General features: G+C 72.0%; 19 protein-coding genes and 1 pseudogene. 12 read left to right on the forward strand and 8 right to left on the reverse strand.

The genetic code is table 11. The features are described from left to right. A partial coding sequence (locus VFB40_RS20645) for a hypothetical protein (RefSeq protein ID WP_324853144.1) occupies positions 1 to 791 on the forward strand: 791 nt, incomplete at its 5' end. A gap of 100 nt (positions 792 to 891) precedes the next feature. Here VFB40_RS20645 and VFB40_RS20650 read toward each other — a convergent pair. Beyond that, on the reverse strand, positions 892 to 1,626 hold the full coding sequence (locus VFB40_RS20650; protein ID WP_324853146.1) for a helix-turn-helix transcriptional regulator: 735 nt from the start codon (positions 1,624 to 1,626) through the stop codon (positions 892 to 894). Between the two features lie 442 nt (positions 1,627 to 2,068). Here VFB40_RS20650 and VFB40_RS20655 point away from each other — a divergent pair, with 442 nt between their 5' ends. The 4 genes from VFB40_RS20655 to VFB40_RS20670 all read left to right on the forward strand — a co-directional run bounded on the left by VFB40_RS20655 (position 2,069) and on the right by VFB40_RS20670 (position 7,528). Further along, on the forward strand, positions 2,069 to 3,649 hold the full coding sequence (locus VFB40_RS20655; RefSeq protein ID WP_324853148.1) for a S8 family serine peptidase: 1,581 nt from the start codon (positions 2,069 to 2,071) through the stop codon (positions 3,647 to 3,649). Beyond that, positions 3,642 to 4,292 (forward strand): RNA polymerase sigma factor, encoded by a 651-nt coding sequence (locus tag VFB40_RS20660; protein WP_324853150.1) that lies wholly within the window; start codon positions 3,642 to 3,644, stop codon positions 4,290 to 4,292. The genes VFB40_RS20655 and VFB40_RS20660 overlap by 8 nt, the downstream gene beginning before the upstream one ends. After that, on the forward strand, positions 4,289 to 4,828 hold the full coding sequence (locus tag VFB40_RS20665; protein ID WP_324853151.1) for a hypothetical protein: 540 nt from the start codon (positions 4,289 to 4,291) through the stop codon (positions 4,826 to 4,828). The genes VFB40_RS20660 and VFB40_RS20665 overlap by 4 nt, the downstream gene beginning before the upstream one ends. A 108-nt stretch (positions 4,829 to 4,936) precedes the next feature. Next, positions 4,937 to 7,528 (forward strand): CHAT domain-containing protein, encoded by a 2,592-nt coding sequence (locus tag VFB40_RS20670; protein ID WP_324853153.1) that lies wholly within the window; start codon positions 4,937 to 4,939, stop codon positions 7,526 to 7,528. A 40-nt stretch (positions 7,529 to 7,568) separates the two neighbouring features. On the opposite strand, the gene VFB40_RS20675 is transcribed toward VFB40_RS20670, so the two are convergent. Beyond that, positions 7,569 to 7,970 (reverse strand): RidA family protein, encoded by a 402-nt coding sequence (locus VFB40_RS20675; protein WP_324853155.1) that lies wholly within the window; start codon positions 7,968 to 7,970, stop codon positions 7,569 to 7,571. A gap of 70 nt (positions 7,971 to 8,040) precedes the next feature. On the opposite strand from VFB40_RS20675, the gene VFB40_RS20680 reads away from it, so the two are divergent. Beyond that, positions 8,041 to 9,024 (forward strand): aldo/keto reductase, encoded by a 984-nt coding sequence (locus VFB40_RS20680; protein WP_324853157.1) that lies wholly within the window; start codon positions 8,041 to 8,043, stop codon positions 9,022 to 9,024. Positions 9,025 to 9,160: 136 nt separating this feature from the next. Here the strand turns inward: VFB40_RS20680 and VFB40_RS20685 are convergent, their stop codons facing one another. From VFB40_RS20685 to VFB40_RS20700, 4 genes and pseudogenes are all read right to left on the reverse strand, one after another. After that, positions 9,161 to 10,567, reverse strand: a complete 1,407-nt coding sequence (locus VFB40_RS20685) for a cellulose binding domain-containing protein (RefSeq protein WP_324853159.1) — start codon at positions 10,565 to 10,567, stop codon at positions 9,161 to 9,163. Positions 10,568 to 10,784: 217 nt separating this feature from the next. Further along, positions 10,785 to 11,123, reverse strand: a pseudogene (locus VFB40_RS20690) (STAS domain-containing protein); the annotation flags it as partial. A gap of 119 nt (positions 11,124 to 11,242) precedes the next feature. Further along, positions 11,243 to 12,082: an SDR family oxidoreductase gene (locus tag VFB40_RS20695; protein WP_324853163.1), complete on the reverse strand. Its 840-nt coding sequence runs from the start codon at positions 12,080 to 12,082 to the stop codon at positions 11,243 to 11,245. Positions 12,083 to 12,092: 10 nt separating this feature from the next. Further along, positions 12,093 to 12,872, reverse strand: coding sequence for an SDR family oxidoreductase (locus VFB40_RS20700; protein ID WP_324853165.1), 780 nt, complete (start codon positions 12,870 to 12,872; stop codon positions 12,093 to 12,095). Between the two features lie 254 nt (positions 12,873 to 13,126). Between VFB40_RS20700 and VFB40_RS20705 the strand changes: the two genes are divergently transcribed. Continuing rightward, complete coding sequence (locus VFB40_RS20705) at positions 13,127 to 13,807, forward strand: HAD family hydrolase (RefSeq protein ID WP_324853167.1); 681 nt, start codon at positions 13,127 to 13,129, stop codon at positions 13,805 to 13,807. A 9-nt stretch (positions 13,808 to 13,816) separates the two neighbouring features. Here the strand turns inward: VFB40_RS20705 and VFB40_RS20710 are convergent, their stop codons facing one another. Further along, complete coding sequence (locus VFB40_RS20710) at positions 13,817 to 14,416, reverse strand: TetR/AcrR family transcriptional regulator (RefSeq protein WP_414642123.1); 600 nt, start codon at positions 14,414 to 14,416, stop codon at positions 13,817 to 13,819. A 284-nt stretch (positions 14,417 to 14,700) separates the two neighbouring features. On the opposite strand from VFB40_RS20710, the gene VFB40_RS20715 reads away from it, so the two are divergent. After that, the gene (locus VFB40_RS20715) at positions 14,701 to 15,684 is read left to right on the forward strand and encodes an NADPH:quinone oxidoreductase family protein (protein WP_324853171.1); all 984 of its coding nucleotides are present in this window, start codon (positions 14,701 to 14,703) and stop codon (positions 15,682 to 15,684) included. A 140-nt stretch (positions 15,685 to 15,824) separates the two neighbouring features. Further along, positions 15,825 to 16,217, forward strand: coding sequence for a VOC family protein (locus tag VFB40_RS20720; RefSeq protein WP_324853173.1), 393 nt, complete (start codon positions 15,825 to 15,827; stop codon positions 16,215 to 16,217). Between the two features lie 43 nt (positions 16,218 to 16,260). Here VFB40_RS20720 and VFB40_RS20725 read toward each other — a convergent pair whose 3' ends face one another. Then, the gene (locus VFB40_RS20725; RefSeq protein WP_324853175.1) at positions 16,261 to 16,956 is read right to left on the reverse strand and encodes a peptidyl-tRNA hydrolase; all 696 of its coding nucleotides are present in this window, start codon (positions 16,954 to 16,956) and stop codon (positions 16,261 to 16,263) included. Positions 16,957 to 17,031: 75 nt separating this feature from the next. Between VFB40_RS20725 and VFB40_RS20730 the strand changes: the two genes are divergently transcribed. The 3 genes from VFB40_RS20730 (at position 17,032) to VFB40_RS20740 (ending at position 20,000) form a co-directional block, all read left to right on the forward strand. Beyond that, the gene (locus VFB40_RS20730; protein ID WP_324853177.1) at positions 17,032 to 18,237 is read left to right on the forward strand and encodes a glycerate kinase; all 1,206 of its coding nucleotides are present in this window, start codon (positions 17,032 to 17,034) and stop codon (positions 18,235 to 18,237) included. Positions 18,238 to 18,448: 211 nt separating this feature from the next. Beyond that, positions 18,449 to 19,222 (forward strand): VOC family protein, encoded by a 774-nt coding sequence (locus tag VFB40_RS20735; RefSeq protein ID WP_324853179.1) that lies wholly within the window; start codon positions 18,449 to 18,451, stop codon positions 19,220 to 19,222. Positions 19,223 to 19,310: 88 nt separating this feature from the next. Next, complete coding sequence (locus tag VFB40_RS20740; RefSeq protein WP_324853180.1) at positions 19,311 to 20,000, forward strand: acVLRF1 family peptidyl-tRNA hydrolase; 690 nt, start codon at positions 19,311 to 19,313, stop codon at positions 19,998 to 20,000. Positions 20,001 to 20,028: the final 28 nt, after the last annotated feature.

Raw genomic sequence — 20,028 nt, forward strand, 5'->3', positions numbered from 1 at the left:
GTTCGAACGAGGTGGACTTGAACGACCTCGACGTGGTCGAAGGCTCCCCGCTCGCGGCGCACACCAACGTCCTGGTCTACTGTCCGGCGGTCACCGCGACGCCGGACTCGATCAACTCGGCCGGCGGTCCGCTCTCGTTCACGGCGACCGGCACCGGCTACCCGGCGTTCCGCACCGTCTCCTTCACCATCGACGGCGACCCAAACGCGTTCACCAGCGTGTTCACCAACCGCAGCGGCGGCTTCACCACACAGATCCAGCGGCCGCAGCTGGCCTGCGGAACGCACACGCTCACCGCCACTGGCGCGTCCGGGCAGGTCGTCATCCAGTCCGTGAAGCCGGCGGCGGTCGATCCCTGGCCGCCGCTGCCCGCGAGCACGACGTTCACGGTGACCGGCTGCGTGACGCCCCCGCCACCGCCCGGCCAGCCGAAGCTCACCGTCAACCCGGCGGTGTTCGTCGACGGCACCTATACGCACGTCACCGGCACCGGTTTCGTCCCCGGCCAGCCGGTCACGCTGACCTGGCAGACACCGGCCGGCGCGGCGCTCACGGCCTGCTCGCCGAACGCGGACTCGGCTCCGGCGCTGGTCGCCGACGCGAAGGGAAACCTCGACACCTTCTGCTTCGCGCCGCCGCATGAGATCCTCGGCGCCGCGCAGATCGTGGCGACGCAGAGCGTGATCGCGGCCATCGCCCGGCCCCCCTTGCAAGCGACCGCCCCCGTGGTCGTCGAGGGCGGGTCCATGCAGCCGTCGTCGGGTAACGACGAGCTGATCTTCCGGCGCTGACTCGTCTGGGAACTGACTCGTCTGGGAACCATTTCGCCCGGGAGGCGCGGTATGCGCTCCCGGGCGAATCAGTTCCCAGACCGGACTTCAAAACCAGCCGTTAGATCCAGCCGTTGCGCAGCGCGTACGCCACGGCCTGCGTCCGATTGCGCAGCTGCAGGCGCAGCGTCAGATCCTGGATCACCGTCTTGATCGTGCGCTCGGAGTACGACAGCCGCAGGGCCACCTCGCGGGTCGAGAGCCCCTCGGCCAGCAGCTGCAGCACGGTGCGCTCGCGCTCGGTCAGGCCGGAGAACGAGTATCCGCGCGGATTGAGCACCTGCCGGTTGAGCCCGGCGAGGTGGTCCAACAGCTGGCGCAGCAGCTCCGGCGGCAGGTCGCCGTGCCCGGCCGCGGCCGAGCGTACCGCGCTGACCAGCCGGTCCGCCGTCGCCTCCGGCCGCCGCAGCACCCCGCGCACCCCGGCCTCGACCAGCGCCGACAGCGCCCTGCCGTCCACCCGGCCGCTGACCAGCACCACCGGCAGGCCGTCCGCGCGGTGCAGCCCGCGCAGCCAACGCGTGGTCTCCTCGTCCACCGCGTCGGTGACCGCGACGACCACGGCCGCGAGCTGTCCCGCCCGCGCGATCTGGATCTCAGGGCGCGAACGCAGCTGCATCCGCACGCCCGCCTCGGAGATCGGGTCACGCGCGTCGATCCGCACGACTACGGCTTCAACCGCGCCGGGCCGACCCGCGCCGCCTCTTCCCCCACCCTGCTCGACCATCCCGGCGGCCTGAACCGGAAACGCCGGAACCGTCGCCGTTTCGGCCACCGCATCGTAGGTAGCCGTCATCGTCGGAACCATCAGTGATCCCCCTTGATTCGCGTGTCTCTCCGAGCCCACCCTCGCTGCGAACACCGTGCGGGTGTTGAACGAAAGAGTGCGGCGCCGGCGCCCCAGATACACGGGTTCTATCTGACTGCACCGACAACACGGAATCGGCGTCCGCAGCGACCTGTGATCCATAGAATCGTTGCCGGTTCGTGACCTGACGCCGGTATCTGCCGCCACCTGCGCGTGTCTTGACTATGCGGTGCATTGACTGTGCTGTGGTGCTTGTGCGCGCCTTGATTGTCCAGGGCGCGACCGATCCTGCCGGAGGGAAAAGCGGATGTTGGTGCATTTCAGCGGATCAAGCGGTGAGCAGTCTGAACCGCGGTCCGCGCCCGTGAACAATCTCGGCGTGCCATATCTCTCGCCGGTGCTTGTTAATCGGCACGGTGGCCGCGTTTTGTTGCCCTCCGAAGCGCCACTCGCACCCGGCGCGCGTCCGCCGGCGGCCACTGCGTACCGCGCCAACACGCTGCTCATCCCGGATGCGGTACTGCGCAACCCGAGTGCGGTCGCGGCTCTCGATCAGGCCCTTGCAACGGTCGGGCTGGAGCTGGAAGTCCCGCCGCCGCTGATCGAGTCGGCCCCCTCGCTGCGTCCGTGGCTGCGGGAACTCGCCGACGTACCGCGCGCCGTCGTCCTGCGCGTGCGCGACGACGCGGGCCCGACGACCGTCGACGCCTGGGTGGCGCTCCAGGCGATCCGTGCCGCGACGCGCCGCACCGACCTCGCCGAGACGCTCGCGGCGAGCGCCGACCCCAGCCGCATCAGCCTGGACCACCTGCTCAGCGCGGCCGCCATCAGCGGCGACCCGTTCAGCGAGGGCAGCCCCTTCAGCGAAGGCAGCCCGTTCAGCGAGGGAAGCAGCGGCGGCTCAGGCCTCTATTTCAGCTCGACCGCGCGCATCCCGGTCGAACTGCTCGGCCACGCTCCGCATCGCACGCCCGTCAAGGCCCTGCCGGCCAGCCGCCGCCCCGTCGTCGCCGTCCTCGACACCGGGATCCGCCCGCACGCCTGGCTCGGCACGCCGGACGCGGACCCCGACAGCTTCCTGACGGCCGACGACCCGCTGCAGGCCGCGATCCACCACGAGGAGGTCCGCGTCCGCGACACCGGGGGCCTGGACTTCCCGGTGCTCGACGGCTACTGGGACATGCCGGATCCGGTCGAGCCCACCGTCGGCGCACTTCCCACACACATCGGCCACGGCACATTCATCTCGGGCATCGTGCGGCAGTGCGCACCGGACGCGCGCGTGCGCGTGATCCGCGTCATGCACACCGACGGGATCGTGCACGAAAGCGTCCTGCTGCTCGCCGTCGCCGTGCTGGGCGCCCAGATCCGCACCGCGCTCGCCTCCGGCGATCTCGCCGGCGTGGTCGATGTGGTCTCCCTCTCCCTCGGCTACTTCGACGAATACCCGGCCGACCTGGTGTACACGGGCCAGTTCGCCGCGCTGCTCGACGGCCTGACCGACCTCGGCGTGGCCGTGATCGCCGCCGCCGGCAACCAGGCCACCACGCAGCCCTTCTTCCCCGCCGCGTTCGCGACCCAGCCCGGCGCCGACCCGCTGCTGCCGGTGGTCAGCGTCGGCGCGCTGAATCCCAACGGCAGCAAGGCGATGTTCAGCAACGACGGCTCCTGGGTCACCGCGTGGGCGACCGGCGCGAGCGTGGTGAGCACCTATCCGAGCGACCTGAACGGCAGCTACGAGCCGATGATCACGGCCGGTCCGGCGGACAGCCGCCTGCACCGCCTGCGCGAGACGCTGGATCCGGACGACTTCCGCGGCGGCTTCGCGGTGTGGAGCGGCACCTCGTTCTCCACGCCGCTGCTGGCCGCGACGCTCGCGGCCGGGCTGCTCGAGGAGGCCGACGAGCACCCCGGCGACCCGCACAGCGACCTGGGCTCCACCGACCGGCTCATGGCGCGCGAGCGGATCGCCAGGGCCCTGCGGCGCATTGGAGCGCCCGATCGTGCCTAACTCCATCCGTCCCGACCGCACCGAGCCCGCGGCAGCCGCCGACGCCGCCGACACTCCGGCCGACCGCAACGCCCGCGTCGCCGCGCTGCTGCAATCCGCCCAGTCGGGGAACCGGGAGAGCCTGAACAAGATCGTGGTCGAACTCAGCCCGGTGCTCTGGCAGGTCGCCCGCGCCCAGGGACTGGACCGCGAGGCCGCCGAGGACGCGATCCAGTGCACCTGGCTCAGCCTGCTGCGGCACCTCGACCAGATCCACTCGCCGATCGCGCTGACCGCCTGGCTGGTCACCGCGACCAAACGGGAGGCGTGGCGCACGCGTACCGCGCACCGCGCCGAGCAACCCCTGGACAGCGACCGGATTTCCGACACCGCCGATCCGCAGCCCTTGCCCGAAGAGCGCGTCCTGCTCGCCGAACGGCACCGCGACGTCTGGACCGCGGTGCGCCGGCTGCCGCAGCGCTGCCAGGAGCTGCTGCGCGTCGTCGCCTTCAGCCACCGCCCCGACTACGACGCGGTGGCGACCGCGCTCGGCATGCCGCGCGGCAGCATCGGCCCGACCCGCGGCCGCTGCCTGGCCAAACTCAGAACGCTGCTCGACCCGGACGGCAGCGGCATCACCGGCACGAGCGGAGGACTGGCATGACCGGCGAGAGCGGCGCGCGGGGCGCCGGCGGCACGGACCCGGTCCGCGCGTCGGCCGCCGAACTGCTCGATGAGCGCGACGAGGACCTGCTGCGCATCCTGCGCGAATGTCACGAGGAGCTGGATCCGATGCCGGACAGCGTCGTGCAGCGCAGCCTGTTCGCCCTCGCCGTCGAGGACATCGACGCCGAGGTGCTGCGCCTGGTCGAGCAATACCAGCCGGCCGCGGCGGGCGTGCGCGGGGGAGAGGGGGAGGAGGCGCGCGTCGTCACCTTCGACAGCGACAGCCTCACCATCATGATCCGGATCAGCCAGCAGGCCGACACGGTGCGCATCGACGGATGGCTCGCTCCGCCGCAGGCGTGCCGGATCGAGCTGCGCAGCGGCGAACGGGCCCTGGGCACGGCCGTCGACGCGGAGGGGCGCTTCGTGCTCGAAGCGATCCCGCGGGGTCTCGCGCAACTCGTGGTTCGCCTCGGCGAACCGCTGACGGGTGGGGGCGGACCGTCCATACTGACACCGGCGATCGTGCTCTAACGCGTCAGTCCGCCTGACCGCTGGCGCGAGGGAGCTGTGCGGACGATGGAGAGGGCGGCGGGCCATGGCGGCTGGTGGAGAACCGCACCGCGGTAGCGCGGTAGCGCGATGGGTGTGACGGAGGCCGCCCTTGACCGGCACCGTCGAGGCGTCGCGGCCGGCGCGGCAGGCCGCCCGGCCGCGGCCGCCGGGCACTTTCGCGCCGGTCTTCGCCTGCTCGAACCCGCGCCGCCGGCCGGCTCCGAAGGCCTGACGGCGCGCCTGCTCGCGAGCCTGGCCCATGCCGAGGCCGAACAGGGCCGGGTCGAGCGCGGCCTGGAACTGCTGGACCGCGCCGAGCCCCTGGCCGGCGCGGACCACCGCGTGGCCATCGTCGCCCAGCGCGGACTGCTGCTGTGGCGGGTCGGGCGGTACCGCGCCGCGCTGCCGTGCTTCGACGAGGCGATCCCGCTGCTGGCCGACTACCCGGACCAGCTCGTGCTCGCCCGGGCCCTGCTCAACCGCGGCGGCCTGCATCTCGGCACGGCAAGAATCGCCGCCGCCCGCGCGGACCTCGAACGCAGCGAGCACATCGCGCGGCTCGCCGGAGCGGAGATGCTCGCCGCGAAGGCGAAGCACAACCTGGGCTACTGCGAGCTGCTGCTCGGCAACATCCCGGCGGCCCTCGACGCGTTCAGTCGGGCCGAGGCCGCCTGCCGCGAGCACGCGCCCGGCAACCTGCCGGTCGTGCAGGTCGATCGGGCCCGCGCGCTGCTGACCGCCGGCCTCGCCGACGAGGCCGCGGCGGAGCTGGAATCCGCGATCGCGGCCTTCCGCGACCAGCGGCTCAGCCAGGACCGCGCGGAAGCGGAACTCGCCTCGGCCCAGGCCCTCGCCGCCGCGGACAAGCCGGCGCAGGCCGCGGCGCGGGCCCGGCAGGCCCAGCGGCACTTCCTGGCCCGGGGCAACGAGACCTGGGCCGCGCTGGCCGAGCTGACCCGGGCCCGGGCCGACTTCGCCGTGCTCACGGCCGAAGCGCCCGCCGCGCCTGAGCCGCAGCCCGCGCTCACCCGCCTCGGTACCCGCACCGGCCGTCTCGCCGACCGCCTGCGTGACCTCGGCCTGCCTTATGACGCCGCACTCGCGCGTCTGCTCGCGGCCAGAGCCCTGATCCACGCGCGGAAGGCCGCGGACCGGATCAACCCGCTGCTCGAGACGCCGCGTCCGAGCGGCCCGGCCGTGCCGCTCGAACTGCGCCTCTTCGCGCACCTCACCCGCGCCGAGCAGGCCGCCGCCCGGGGCGACCGCGCCGCCGCGTTCGCCGAGCTTCGCAACGGCCTGGCCCGACTTGACGAACACCGCCGTTCGCTCGGCAGCCTGGACCTGCAAACCGGTACCGCGGCCCTCGGCCGGGACCTGACCCGCACCGGGCTGCGCCTCGCCCTGGACGGAGGCTCGCCCCGGGCGATCTTCGCCTGGTCCGAGCGGTCCCGCGCCCAGGCCTTCCGGGTCCGGCCGGTCCAGGCCTCGGACGACCCGGAGACGGCCGCCGCCATCGCCGAATACCGCCACCTCGACGACCTGCTGCGCACGCGCGCGCTGCGGGGCGAGTCCGACCCTCAGGCGCGTCAGCGGCACGCGACCTTGCAGCGCCGGCTGCGCGAGCGATCCTGGACGGCTGCCGGCGCCGACGCGCCCGGCGCCTCGACCCGCCCGGACGCCGATCCCCGCGCGACCGGCCTCTCCCGAGTCGCCGCGGAACTGGCCGCCGCCGGGCAGGTGATGATCAGCCTGCTGCGACAAGGCGACCGCCTGCTCGCCCTGGCCGTCGCCGACGGGCACGCGACGCTCGTGCCGCTCGGGGACTACACCCGCGCCGTCGAAGCCGGCCACCGGCTGCTCGGCGACCTGGAAGCCCGCGCCGCCCGCAGCCTGCCCGCGCGGCTGCAGACGGTCGTCGACCAGTCCGTCCGCCGCCAACTGGCCACGCTCACCGACGAGATCGTCGCGCCGCTGCGCCCGCGGCTGCGCGATCTGCCGGTGGTCATCGTCCCGACCGGCCCGCTCGCGACCATCCCGTGGAGCCTGCTGCCCGATCTGCGCGGCCGGCCGGTCACCGTCTGCCCGTCCGCGCGGCTGTGGCTCGCCGCGCGCCGCGCCGCGAGGGACGAATCCGGCGGCGGCCGGCCCGACCCGAGCCCGGTCCTGGCGGCAGGGCCCCGGCTGGCCCACGCGGAGGCGGAAGTCGCCGCGATCGCCGGGCTCTACCCGCGGCCCGTCGTGCTCACCGGCAAGGAGGCGACCGTCGAGGCCACCTTGCGCGCCATCGACGGAGCGCACACGGTGCATCTCGCGGCGCACGGCCACCACGAGCGCGGCAACGTCATGTTCGCCCGCATCGACCTGGCCGACGGGCCGCTGATGGCCTACGACCTGCAACGCCTGTCCAAGCCCCCGCGGCGGGTGATCCTCTCCGCCTGCGAACTCGGCCGCGCCGACGTGCGCACTGGCGACGAGCACCTCGGATTCACCGCCGCGCTGCTCTACGCGGGAAGCAGCACGGTGATCTCCAGCGGCATGCTGATCCCCGACAACGACGCCCCGCCGTTCATGGCCGCGCTGCACAAGGCCCTGATCTCCGGAACCAGCCCGGCCGGCGCCCTCGCCGCGGCCTCGGCATCCGAGCGCCAGGAGCCCTTCGTGTGCTTCGGCGCCGGCTGACGCGTCACGCGCGGCGCTGCGGCTACTACGGCTATTGCGGCTACTCCGGCAGCGCGACCACCGCGTCCACCTCGACCAGCACGTCGGACCGGAACAGCGCCGCCGCCTGGACCAGCGTGCTGGCCGGATTCGTCCGCTCGCCCAGCACCGGCCGCAGGAACTCCTCCAGCACGTCGCGGATCGTCTGAATCTGGGTCACATCGACCACGTACCAGTTGAGCCTCGCCACATCGGTCCAGTCCGCGCCCAGCTCGCCGAGGACCGTCTCCAGATTCCGCAGGGCCTGCGCCGCCTGCGCGGCCAGGTCACCGGCGCCGACCAGCCGGCCTTCCGCGTCCAGCGCGACTTGGCCGGCGACGAAGGCGAGCTTCCCGGTCGCGACGACCGCGTGCGAGTAACGGGCCGGATGCGGCACGTCGGCGAGGCGCTTAATGATCGGCATGACGACCCCCGTGGCTTGTGACGGAAAACCTCGGTGATCTTATCGAGCGTGCTCGGCGTAGGGTGAGCGCATGGAACAGAGAGTCTTGGGACGCACCGGACGCAGCGTCGGCTCGGTCGGTCTCGGCGCCTGGCAGCTGGGCGCCGACTGGGGCGAGGTCAGCGAGGACGACGCGCTGGAAACGCTCGACGCGGCGGTGGCCGCCGGAGTGACCTTCATCGACACCGCCGACGTCTACGGCGACGGCCGCAGCGAGCAGATCATCGGACGGCTGCTGCGCGAGCGCCCCGGCGCCGCACTGACCGTGGCCACCAAGATGGGCCGCCGGGTCGCGCTCGACCCGGCCCTCTACACCCTGGACAACTTCCGCGCCTGGACCGATCGCTCGCGCGCGAACCTCGGCGTCGAGACGCTCGACCTGGTCCAGCTGCACTGCCCGCCGGAGGAGGTCTACGGTTCGCCGGCCGTCTACGAAGCGCTGGACACCCTCGTCGCCGAGAAGCGCATCGCGGCATACGGCGTCAGCGTCGAGACCTGCGAGCAGGCCCTCACCGCGATCGCGCACCCCGGCGTCGCCACCGTGCAGATCATCCTCAACGCCTTCCGGCTCAAACCGCTTGATCAGGTGCTTCCGGCGGCCGAGGCGGCCGGAGTCGGCATCATCGCGCGGGTACCGCTGGCCAGCGGCCTGCTGTCCGGAAAGTACGACGAGACGACCACGTTCGCCGAGAACGACCACCGCAACTACAACCGGCACGGCGAGGCCTTCGACGTCGGCGAGACCTTCTCCGGGGTCGACTACCGCACCGGCCTCGAAGCGGTGCGGCGGCTGCGTCCGCTGGTGCCGCAGGGCGCGAGCACCGCCCAGTTCGCGCTGCGCTGGATCCTGGACCAGCCGGGCGTCAGCGTCGTGATCCCCGGTGCGCGCAATCCCGAGCAGGCCAGGTCGAATGCGGCGGCAGCCGATCTCGCGCCGCTGTCCGAGCAGACGCACGCGGCCGTGCGCGGCGTGTACGACGACTTGGTCCGCGCCCAGGTGCACGACCGCTGGTAGCCGTTCTGCGGTAAAGGCCGCGGACACGACGAAGGGGCGCCCCCGGGACGCCCCTTCGCCTACTTCTTCCTTCTTCTAGCAGACCGCTCTATCACCGGACTGTTTCGCTCGACGGGCTGATTCGCTCAGTGCACCGCTAGTGCACCGCGCAGCCCAATCCGGACAGCGTCTGATTCGTGCCGTTGAGCACCATGCCCCATGACGTACTGCCTCCCGGCGAAAGGCTGCCGTTGTAGCTCACCGAGGCCGCGGTCACGTTCTGCCCGGACTGTGTCAGCGCCGTGTTCCACGAACTCGCGATCGTGTCACCCGCGGGGAGCGAGAACGAGACAGACCAGTTCGACGTGCCGCTCGTCCCGGTATTCGTCACCGTGACCGATACCTGGAAGCCGGAGCCCCAGGAGCCGGTCACCGCCGAGGTCACGCTGCACTTGGCGCCCGAGCCCGAGCTCTGCGACGGGGACGCGCTCGGCGAGGACGAGGGCGAGGAACTCGGCGACGAGGACGGCGACGCGCTCGGGCTGGAGCTCGCGCTGGTGCTCGGCGACGCGCTGGGTCCGGTGCCGCTGGAGGTCGTGTACGTCACCTGCGTGTACGGGGCGCTGCACTGCCCGCCGCAGGAGGACGGCAGCGAGAAGCTGTAGATCCGGCCGCCGAACAGCGGCTGGTCCGAGGAGTCGGTCAGCTTGATCTGGAACTGCGAGCCGCCGGATGTCAGCGCTCCGATGATGTACGCCTGGCCCATGTCGCTGTCCATCGCCGCGGACACCCAGGAACCGTTCTGCAGGTACTGGATGCCGTGGACGCCGTTGGGCAGGTGCGAGACCGAGATGGCCGGCCACCACGCCTGGGCCCCCTGCAGGAAGCCGATGTTGATGTCGCCGGTGTAGTTCGGCGCCGGCTCGAACTGCCAGGTGACCTGCCGGTTGTTCCACTTGTTCAGCAGCGCGGAACCCACCGGCGAGCCGCCCAGCACGAAGTTGCCCAGCGAATTGGTGTTGAGGTCGATGTGGTACGGGTCGTCGCGGCACCAGGCGTTGCTGTCGGCGCAGCTGTCGGCGACGATCATGTCCAGCGTCGCGCCGTTCAGATTGTCCGAGACCCAGGAGCCGTTGCGGCAGAACGGCTCGTTCTGCGCGCCGTCGTTGGTCCCGGTGCAGTAGTTGCCGATGCTGACCTTCACCCACCGGTCACAGTTCAGGCCGTTGTCCCACATCCCCATGATGCTCGACTGCGACGCGGGCACCGGCCGGGTGTGCGCGCTGTAGTCCCCCGGGGTGTTGAAGACGTTGAGGGCGATGAAGTTCTGGGTCTCCAGGTTCGCCTGCGGCATGCCGCAGCCGCCGTAGGGCTGCCCGAGCCCGTCGAAGTGCGTCGCGTTGCCGGTGACCGGCGACGGCGTGCCCGAGACGGTCAGCGCGGAGGCGGGGCTCTGCGTCACCAGGACCATCGCGGCGGCGGTCAGGAACGCGCACAGGGCCGCGAGCGCGGCCCGGATGGTGAGCTGGCGTCTGGTTCTGGTGCGGATCGGCTTTGCGCGCAACGGTCGCTCCCTCGCTAAGGGCCTGGAACGGCACTGAAGATGGTGGCCGCGCGCCGCGAAGGATGTCAACGTACTGTGAAACTTACACCGCGGCGCCAGGCTGCCCGCGCCCTGGCGAGCCGGCGCCGCCGATCAGCTGCTCAGCCGCTCAGTTGCCCACGGAAGGCGTGCCGTTGCCCGCAGCCCCGTGCGCCGCGGCGCGGCTCGCGTGCAGCCGATCCAGCCAGCCGAACGCGTCCTCCAGCGAGGTGAAGGCGGGCATGACCCGCAGCAGCCCGGTGATAGACAGCGTCTTGAGCATCCGCTGCGGTGCGCCGACCAGGCACAGCCCGCCGCCCCCGGCCACCGCCCGCTTCGTCGCGCCGACCAATACGCCGAGGCCGGAGCTGTCCAGAAACCGCAGGCCGCTCATTTCGACGGCCAGGAAATACCTGCCGTCCCCGGTCAGCCCGAGCAGCACGTCACGCAGCACAGGTGCGGTGAACAGGTCGAGTTCCCCGCTCAATTCGACGACGGTTCTGCCTTTGTCGTCCCAGGTTTCCGCATCGAGCCGCACGCTTGATGCTCACGTGCGCCGATCATCTTCGGTTCAGCGATGGCGCACGGCCGCCACCGCGCGCCACGCTGCGTTTCACCGCCACGCGGGCGGCCGCCGCACGGCGGGTCAGGCGGCCGTCACCTGCCCAGCTGTGCCTCGATGCCGCGCTGCAGCTTGTTCATTCCGCCGAGCCAGCGGTCCGGATCGGCCGCGCGCGCCGCGTAGTACTCGGCGACGTCGGGATGCGGCAGGATAAGGAACTTGTCTTCACTCAGACCCCTGATGACCGCCTGCGCGACCTGCTCCGGCTCGATCGCGCCGGCCGCCAGCAGCGCCTGACCGCCCGGCCCGCTCTCATCCAGCATTCGGGTTCGTACACCCTGCGGGCACACCGCGTGGACGCGCACGCCCCGGTGCCGGTATGTGGCCGCGAGCCATTCGGCGAAGGCGAGTGCCGCGTGCTTGGACGCCGCGTACGGAGCCGAGCCGAGCATGGTGAGCAGCCCGGCCGCCGAGACCGTGGAGACGAAGCACCCTGATCCGCGCTCCAGCCAGCCGGGAACCAGTTCGCGCGCGGCGCGCACATGCGCCATCACGTTGATCTCCCAGGCCGCCGACCACACGTCCTCGGGCGCCTGTTCGGTTCCGGCCGGACCGATGCCGGCGTTGGCGCAGTACACGTCGATCGAGCCGAGCAGTTCGCGCGCCGAGCCGACGAGCAACGACACGCCGGTTTCCGTCGCCGCGTCTCCGAGCACGGCGAACGCTCCGAGCTCCTCGGCCAGCGCCCGAGCGCCATCGGCATCGACGTCGTTGACCACGACCCGCGCGCCCTCGGCCGCGAACGCGCGGGCCAGTGCCGCGCCGATCCCGCGCGCCGCGCCCGTGACGATCACGCCGGCGCCCGCCAGCTGCACCGCGGGAAGCTGCGAATGCGAACCCTGACTCGGACCGGAAGCGCCGTTGTTCTCACTCATGACATATCCCCTAGAAGCCGGCGCCGAGCGTGATGCCGCCGTCGATCACCATCGTCTGCCCGGTGATCCAGGCCGCGTCGTCCGAGAGCAGGAAAGCGACCGCGCCCGCGATGTCTTCCGGTACGCCCAATCGCTTGAGCGGGTACGACGCCGAGGCCTCTTCTTCGCGTCCCTCGTACAGCGCCGCCGCGAACTTCGTCTTCACCACGGCCGGCGCCACCGCGTTCACCCTGATGCGCGGACCCAGCTCCATCGCCAGCTCGGTGGTCAGCCGGATCAGCGCGGCCTTGCTCACGCCGTACATGCCGATGCCGGGGGAGGGGTGCAGTCCGGCGATCGACGCCACGTTCACGATCGCGCCGCCGTGTTCGCCCATCCAGGCCTCGCGGGCCCGTCGCACCCAGGCCAGCGGGGCCAGCACGTTGACCGCGAGGATCTTCGCGGCGGCCGCCGGGTCGGTGTCCAGGACCGAACCGAAGACCGGGTTGATGCCGGTGTTGTTGACCAGCAGGTCCAGCCGGCCGAAGACTTCCATCGTGCGGCCGACCACCTCCTGCTGGTGCTCCGGGTCGTCCGCCTTGCCGGCCACGGCCAGCGCGTATTCGGGGCCGCCGAGTTCCTTCACCGCGTCGGCGAGCGCGTCCGCGCCCCGCGCCGTGATGCACACCCGCGCGCCGCGCGCGACGAGTTCGCGGGCGATGCCGAGGCCGATGCCACGGCTCGCCCCGGTGACCACGGCCACCCGGCCGTCCAGCGAGTGAGCGCGATCGAAACTCGGCGCAGTGTCCATCGAGGCCACAGCCAGGCCGTCCCTTCGGTAGCTTCCTGTGTTTTCACGGGTAAGCGCCCGCTTAGCCTTTCGTGCCGCCCCGGCGGTGTCAAGGCCGGCTACTGCGCGCGGGATCGCGGTTCCGGCACCTGGACGGCGGGCCCCGGCGTTGACACCCCCAGCCCGCCCCGGCAATGCTAAGCAAGCGCTTAGTCCCGCCGCGATGATCACCGACCGCCGCCGCCGCGCGGACCCGTCTACGAAGGTAGGGGAGCATGACCTCCGCCCCGCCGCCCGGCGGCCAGGGCCGCCGCGGCCTGCTGATCGACTTCGGCGGTGTGCTCACCACCAGCGTGTTCGCCTCCTTCGCGGCCTTTGAACAGGCCGAGGGCCTGCAGCGGCTCGCCATCGCCCGGCTGCTGCGCGACGACCCGCGGGCGGCGGCGCTCGTGGCCACCCTGGAGACCGGGGAAGCGGATGACGCCTCGTTCGAGGCCGAGTTCGCCGCGCTGCTCGGGGTCGCGCCGCAGGGGCTGATCAGGCGGCTGCTGCGCGGCGCCCGCCTGGAGCCGGACATGATCGCCGCGGTCCGTGCACTGCGCCGGGCCGGCGTGCGCACCGCGCTGGTCTCCAACTCCTGGGGCGCCGCGAGCTATCCCGAGGAGCTGCTGAGCGACCTGTTCGACGCGGTGGTCATCTCCGGCCAGGTGGGCCTGCGCAAGCCGAACCCGGCGATCTACCGGATGGCCGCCGAGAAACTGGGCCTGGACCCGGCGGAATGCGTGTTCGTCGACGACCTGCCGAACAACCTCGGACCCGCCGCGCGGCTGGGGATGGGCGTCATCCGACACACCACCCCGGCCGCCACCATCGCCGAACTGGTCGCCGCCTTCGGCGTCGATCTCAGCAGTGTCGGCGGTCGCGGCCTCGGTACCGATCCCGCCCCGTCCGCGTGATCCGGTGACTCAGCCGCGATGACCCGCCATCCGCAGCGCCAGGTCGCCGTACAGCGCGCCCAGCTCCTCGGGGGCGCGGGTGCCGGTCGCGCGGAACCAGCGCGCCACGTCGATGGTCAGCGAGAGCAGGGCGAGGGTCGTGCCGCGAACGTCAGGCACGTCGAACACGCCGCCGGCGACGCCGTCCTCCAAGGTCTGCCGCACCAGCGCGTCGATCTCGCGGCGCAGGGTCGCGATATCCGCGCGGTGCCGCTCGGTGAGCGCTGCCATCTCGTAGTTGATCACGCGGGCCGTGGTGTGGTACCGCGCGTGCCAGGCCGTGATCGCGCAGATCACGGCGCGCAGCCGCACCGCCGGCTGGTCGCTTCGGGCCGCCGCCGCGCGCACCACCTGCACGGTGCCGCGGTGCCCGATCAGGCTGATCTGGTAGAGCAGCTCCTCTTTCGAGGCGAAGTGCACGTAGACCCCGGCGGCGCTGAGCCCGGCGCGGGCCGCGATGTCGCGGGTCGCCGTGGCGTGGTAGCCGCGGGCCGCGAACGCCTCCACGGCGCCGATCAGCAGCCTGCGCGCGGCGGGGGCCAGCGGCTCGTTCAGCCAGGCCTCCGCCAGATCGCGGGCCTCCGACTCGTCGAGCCCGGCTTCGCCGACCGCCGCCGCTACGGGAGCGGGGGCGCGGCCCGATGCCGATGCCGCCGCAACCGCGGTGCCTGCGGCAGGCGCCGCGGGCTCCCGCGCGGCTTCCAGCGCTTCAGCGTCATCCTCGGCACGCAACGGCCCCGCCCTCCTCGCTTGCCTGCCCGGTGTGCCTATGTTGCGGTCCAGCACATTCTAAGCAGACGCTTAGTCGCACCGTGTCGGAAAATCCACCCGCCCTCCCTGAAAGGACACGCCGGATGAAAGCCTGGCAGGTCACCGAACTCGCCGAACCGCGCAAGGCGCTGCGCCTGGCTGAGGTGTCGCGGCCCGAGCCCGGACCCGGGCAACTGCTGGTGCGGGTGGCGGCGAGCGCGCTCAACTTCCCCGACGTCCTGCTCTGTCTGGGCCTTTACCAGATCCGCCCGCCGCTGCCGTTCACCCCCGGCCTCGAACTGTGCGGCGAGATCGCGGGGCTCGGCGAGGGAGCCGAGGGCTGGACGGTCGGCGAGCGCGTCATCGGCAACCCGATCCTGCCCGGCGGCTCCTTCGCCGAGTACGTGCTGATGGACGCCCTCGACACCTTCCGCGCGCCCTCTTCGCTCAGCGACGAGGCGGCGGCGGCGCTGCACATCGCGTATCAGACCGCGTGGGTGGGCCTGCATCGCAGGGCGCATATCCAGCCCGGCGAGACGCTGCTCGTGCACGCGGGCGCCGGAGGCGTGGGCAGCGCGGCGGTACAGGTCGGCAAGGCCGCGGGCGCGCGCGTGATCGCCGTGGTCGGCGGACCGGAGAAGGCCGACGCGGCGACGAAGCTCGGCGCGGACGTGGTCATCGACCGGCGCGCGCAGGACTTCGTCGCCGTGGTCAAGGAGGCTACCGAGGGCCGCGGCGCGGACGTGGTGTTCGACCCGGTCGGCGGCGAGGCGTATACGGGCTCGGCGAAGTGCGTCGCCTTCGAGGGCCGCATCCTGGTGGTGGGCTTCGCGGGCGGTGCGGTCCCGTCGCCGGCGCTCAACCACGCGCTGGTGAAGAACTACTCGATCGTCGGCCTGCACTGGGGCCTCTACCGCGAGAAGGACCCGGCGCAGGTCGCCGCCGCGCACGCGGAACTGACCCGGCTGGCCGACTCCGGGGCGATCGCGCCGCTGGTCAGCGGTCGCCTCACCCTCGGCGAAGTGCCGGACGGCCTGACCAGTCTCGCCGCCGGAGACACGATCGGCCGCCTCGTCCTTGTCCTTTAGCAGACCCCTGCCACTGACAGCGTTCCGCGGTCCACCGCGTCCGCCGGCGCCGCAACGCCGTCGGACGGCGGGCGTTGACTCACCCTTATCTCGATGTCAAGATAGTCGATGTCAACAGATCCACGTCTCGGGGAGTTCGCGTGTCCGAGTTCGAGCCCGCATACGGCTTCGCCCGCGTCCACCACGTCCAGCTGTCCGTGCCGCCCGGCGGCGAGGCGGCCTCGCGCGCGTTCTGGCAGGACGCGCTGGGCATGCAGGAACGGCCGAAGCCGCCGGTACTCGCCGCGCGCGGCGGCTGCTGGTTCGCCGGCGGCGGCGTCGAGGTGCACGTCGGGGTCGAAGCGCAGTTCGTCCCGGCGCGCAAAGCGCATCCGGCGCTGCTGATCTCGGGCCTGAAGAACCTGGCCGCGCGGCTGGAGGAACACGGCGTGGCTGTGGAGTGGGACGAGGACTTCCCCGGCCACGAGCGCTTCTACGCACACGACCCGTTCGGCAACCGCATCGAGTTCCTGGAACCCCAGTCAGACAGCTGATTGGCCGGCTGACCCGGCGACCGTGCGCGCGCCGGGCGTCGATCTAGCGCACGAGCTGCGCGATGGCGGTGACCGAACCAGGCGCGATCTCGGTGAATCCGGCATCGCGCACGGTCGGCAGGTCAGCGGCCGCCAACTGCGACCATTGCTCCGGTGTCGCGGTGCGCACCGCCAGCGGGAAGCCTTCACCGCGCCACGCTTCCGCGCGCTCCCGCGTCAGCGCCCACCAGCCCAGCTGGGCCGCGTGCCCGGCCTGGGCCATCGCCTTGCCCGCCGTCATCTGCACGGCCGGATTGAACCAGAGCACCGGCTCGCCGGGAGCGGGCGCGGCCGGGGGCTGCGGATCTTCGAGATCCGTCCCCGACACCTGAAGCCGGGCGAGATCCTTCGGCCAGGCGTCCAGGGCAACCGGCGGATAGACGCGCACCTCGGCCGACGCGCCGCGGACCGTGATGCCGGGCAGCGCCTCCGCCCGCCGCCACTCGGCGCCGCGCGCCCGCCGCACGACCTTGCGGATGCGCCCGTCCTGCCAGTCGCGCACCGCCTCGGCCCACTCGCCCTCGCCCGCTGAGCGCTCGTCCGTCAGCAGCGTGAGCACCGCACGCGCGGCCGTCTCCAGCGCGTCGGTGCGTGCGGGCGCCGCGTCCCGCTCGATCCGCACCACCAGCGGCAGCACGAACTGCGGCGCGGCGTCGCGGTCCTCCACACGGCGGGCGAACGGATCGGTCGTGGTGCTCATGGGCCCAAGGATGCCGGATCACCGGGCCGGTCAGGTAATCGATTGCGACCGTGGTCGCGGCACTAGGTTGGTGCCATGAACTCCCCAGGCGCGCGCCGCGTGCTGATCGCCCCTGACAAGTTCAAGGGTTCGGCCACCGCGGCCGAGGTCGCCGAGCACGTCGCGGCCGGCCTGCGCCGCGTGGCGCCCGATCTCGAACTCAGGCTCCTGCCGGTCGCCGACGGCGGAGAAGGCACCGTCGATGCCGCGGTGGCAGGCGGTTTCAGCCGCCACCGGAGCGCGGTCACCGGGCCGGTCGGCAACCGGGTGCAGGCTGCGTTCGCGCTGCGCGGCGAGACTGCCATCGTCGAGATGGCCGAGGCATCGGGTTTACGTCAACTGCCGGACGGACGGCTCGCGCCTCTCGACGCGGGCACCTTCGGCACCGGGGAACTCATGCGCGCGGCGCTCGGCGCGGGCGCGAAAACGATCGTGCTCGGGGTGGGCGGCAGCGCCTCCACGGACGGCGGCACCGGCATGCTCGCCGCGCTCGGCGCGCGCTTCCTCGACGCGGACGGCCGCGAGTTGCCCGGCGGCGGCGGATCGCTGGCCCGGCTCGCGTCCGCCGACCTCAGCGGGCTGGACTCGCGTCTCGCGGCCGCCCGCGTCGTACTCGCCTCCGACGTCGACAACCCGCTGCTCGGCGAGCACGGAGCCGCCGCCGTCTACGGCCCGCAGAAGGGGGCCGGCCCGCAGGAGGTGGCGGCCCTCGAAGCCGGACTCGCCAACTTAGTCAAGGTCCTGTCACAGTCGCTCGGCGAAGCAGCGCAGCAGGCAGCGCGAGCGCCGGGCTCAGGCGCCGCGGGCGGCATCGGGTTCGGCGCTCTCGCGGTCCTCGGTGCGACCCGCGAATCAGGCATCGAAGTACTTCTCGACGTGCTCGGCTTCGACGCGGCACTCGAAAACGCGAGCCTTGTGATCACCGGCGAAGGCTGCTTAGACCGCCAGACGCTGCACGGAAAAGCCCCGGCCGGCGTCGCGCACGCGGCGCGGCGGCGCGGCGTTCCCGTCGCCGCCGTCTGCGGAAGACTCGACCTCGCGGCGCAGCAGTTGGCAGAGGCCGGATTCGCCGCCGCCTACCCCCTGACCGCCCTCGAACCGGACCCCGCGCGCTCGATCGTCAATGCCGCACAGCTGCTCGAACGCGTCGGCGCCCAGCTCGCGACCGACCTGCTTTCCGACTTTCCGAGCAGCTCAACCGTCCCGCCTGAAACCCGCTGCGACGGCCGTTCTCACTCGTGATGCGGCCCGGTCCGCAGCCGATGTTGGCTAGGGATACCGACAGGGCGGCGGATCGCCGGGCCGAAGCCGACCGGCTTGACGAGGCACGCGAACGGTTCATCACCCGTTCGGACCGACGTTCGGGAAAACCGCCGGAAAGCGGAGCAGACTGAAGCGCGCGGTCCCAGCGTGGCGATGGCGCCATGCGCCGCGGCGACCTTGGAGGCCGGCGATGGTCGAGTTCACCGGGTACGACGAGGGCACACCCTGCTGGGTCGATCTGATGACCCCCGATCTTGAGCGCGCCAAGCACTTCTACGGCGAACTGTTCGGCTGGCAGTTCAACGACAGCGGTGAGGAGTTCGGGCACTACAACCTCGCCATGAAGGACGGGAAGGTGGTCGCCGGGCTCGGGCCGCAGCCGCCCGGCCAGCCCGGACCCGCCGTGTGGGTGACCTATCTGTGGGCGGACGACGCGGACGCGGTCGCCGCGCGCGTCGTGAAGGCCGACGGCAACGTGTTCATGGGCCCGATGGACGTGCCGGGCGCGGGGCGGATGGCGCTCGCGCTCGACTCGACCGGCGCGGTCTTCGGCGTCTGGCAGGGACGCGAGCACCGCGGCTCGCAGCTGGCCAACGAGCCGGGCGCGTTCACCTGGAACGAGAACCTCAACGACGATCCGGCCCGGGCCCGCTCCTTCTACGAGCAGGTATACGGATACACCTACGACGCGATGCCGGAGTGGCCCGGCGAGTACCACCTGCTCAAGGTGAAGGACGAGGTACGCGGCGGCATCGGCTCGAAGCCGGCCGGCCTGCCGCCGGGCACGCCGAACTTCTGGAACACCTATTTCTCGGTAGCCGACACCGACGAGGCGGCAGCCGTCGCCGCCCGCAACGGCGGCTCGGTGGCGCAGGCCCCCTTCGACACCCCGGTCGGCCGGATGGCGGTCATCCTGGACGCCAGCGGCACCCAGTTCTCGCTCCTCGCGGTGCCGAAGGCCTGAACGCCGCCCTGCCCGCGGCATCTGAGCCTCGCTCAGGCACCGATCGACGAGGAGTAACTGCTGCCTGTCGCCGGTACTGTTTGCCGACATGGTGAGCAGACCGGCGGCGGGCGGGGGAGTATGGGTCGAGGTAGGCCCGGATCGCTTGGTGCGGTGGTGCGACGGGTTCGCTCAACGACACGGCGGTGCGCTCGCAGAACCGCCGCGCGTCGTCGCGGCCGATGATGCGTGTAGCGGTCAGGCAGTTGAACTGACGGCGGTCGACGGTTCGAGAGCGACGTGCTGCGTTCCCTTTCCACCGCTTGACGCGGCCGAGTCGGTCGGCCTGATCGACGACTTGGCCGCGCACGCGCTCGCACCGCGCACGGTCGGCGTACTGCTGGTGCGGCGAGGCGGATACGCGGTCGGCCTCTTCGAGGGCACCCGGCTCACCGACTCGAAGGTCGGGGCACGTCACGTGCAGGGACGCACCAAGGCTGGTGGCTGGTCGCAGCAACGATTCGCCCGTCGCCGAGAAGGCCAGGCGCGCGAGGCGTACACCGCGGCAGCCGATACCGCCGCACGCATTCTTCTGCCGCATACCGCGCGTCTCGACGCCCTCATCGTCGGAGGCGATACCGGCGCTCTCGGCGCGTTACGCAGCGATGCGCGCCTTAAACCGCTTTGGGAGAAGGAACTCGCGCCGCAGTTGTACGTCGGGGATCCGAAAATGGCCGACCTGCAAAAGGCCCCAGACCACTTCCGCGCCATTCGGATCAGGATCGTCGAACAATCCTGATCGCCGGTCTTGTCGGTGCCGGATGGCA

This window comes from Actinocrinis sp. (assembly GCF_035650855.1).
GTDB lineage: Bacteria > Actinomycetota > Actinomycetes > Streptomycetales > Catenulisporaceae > Actinocrinis.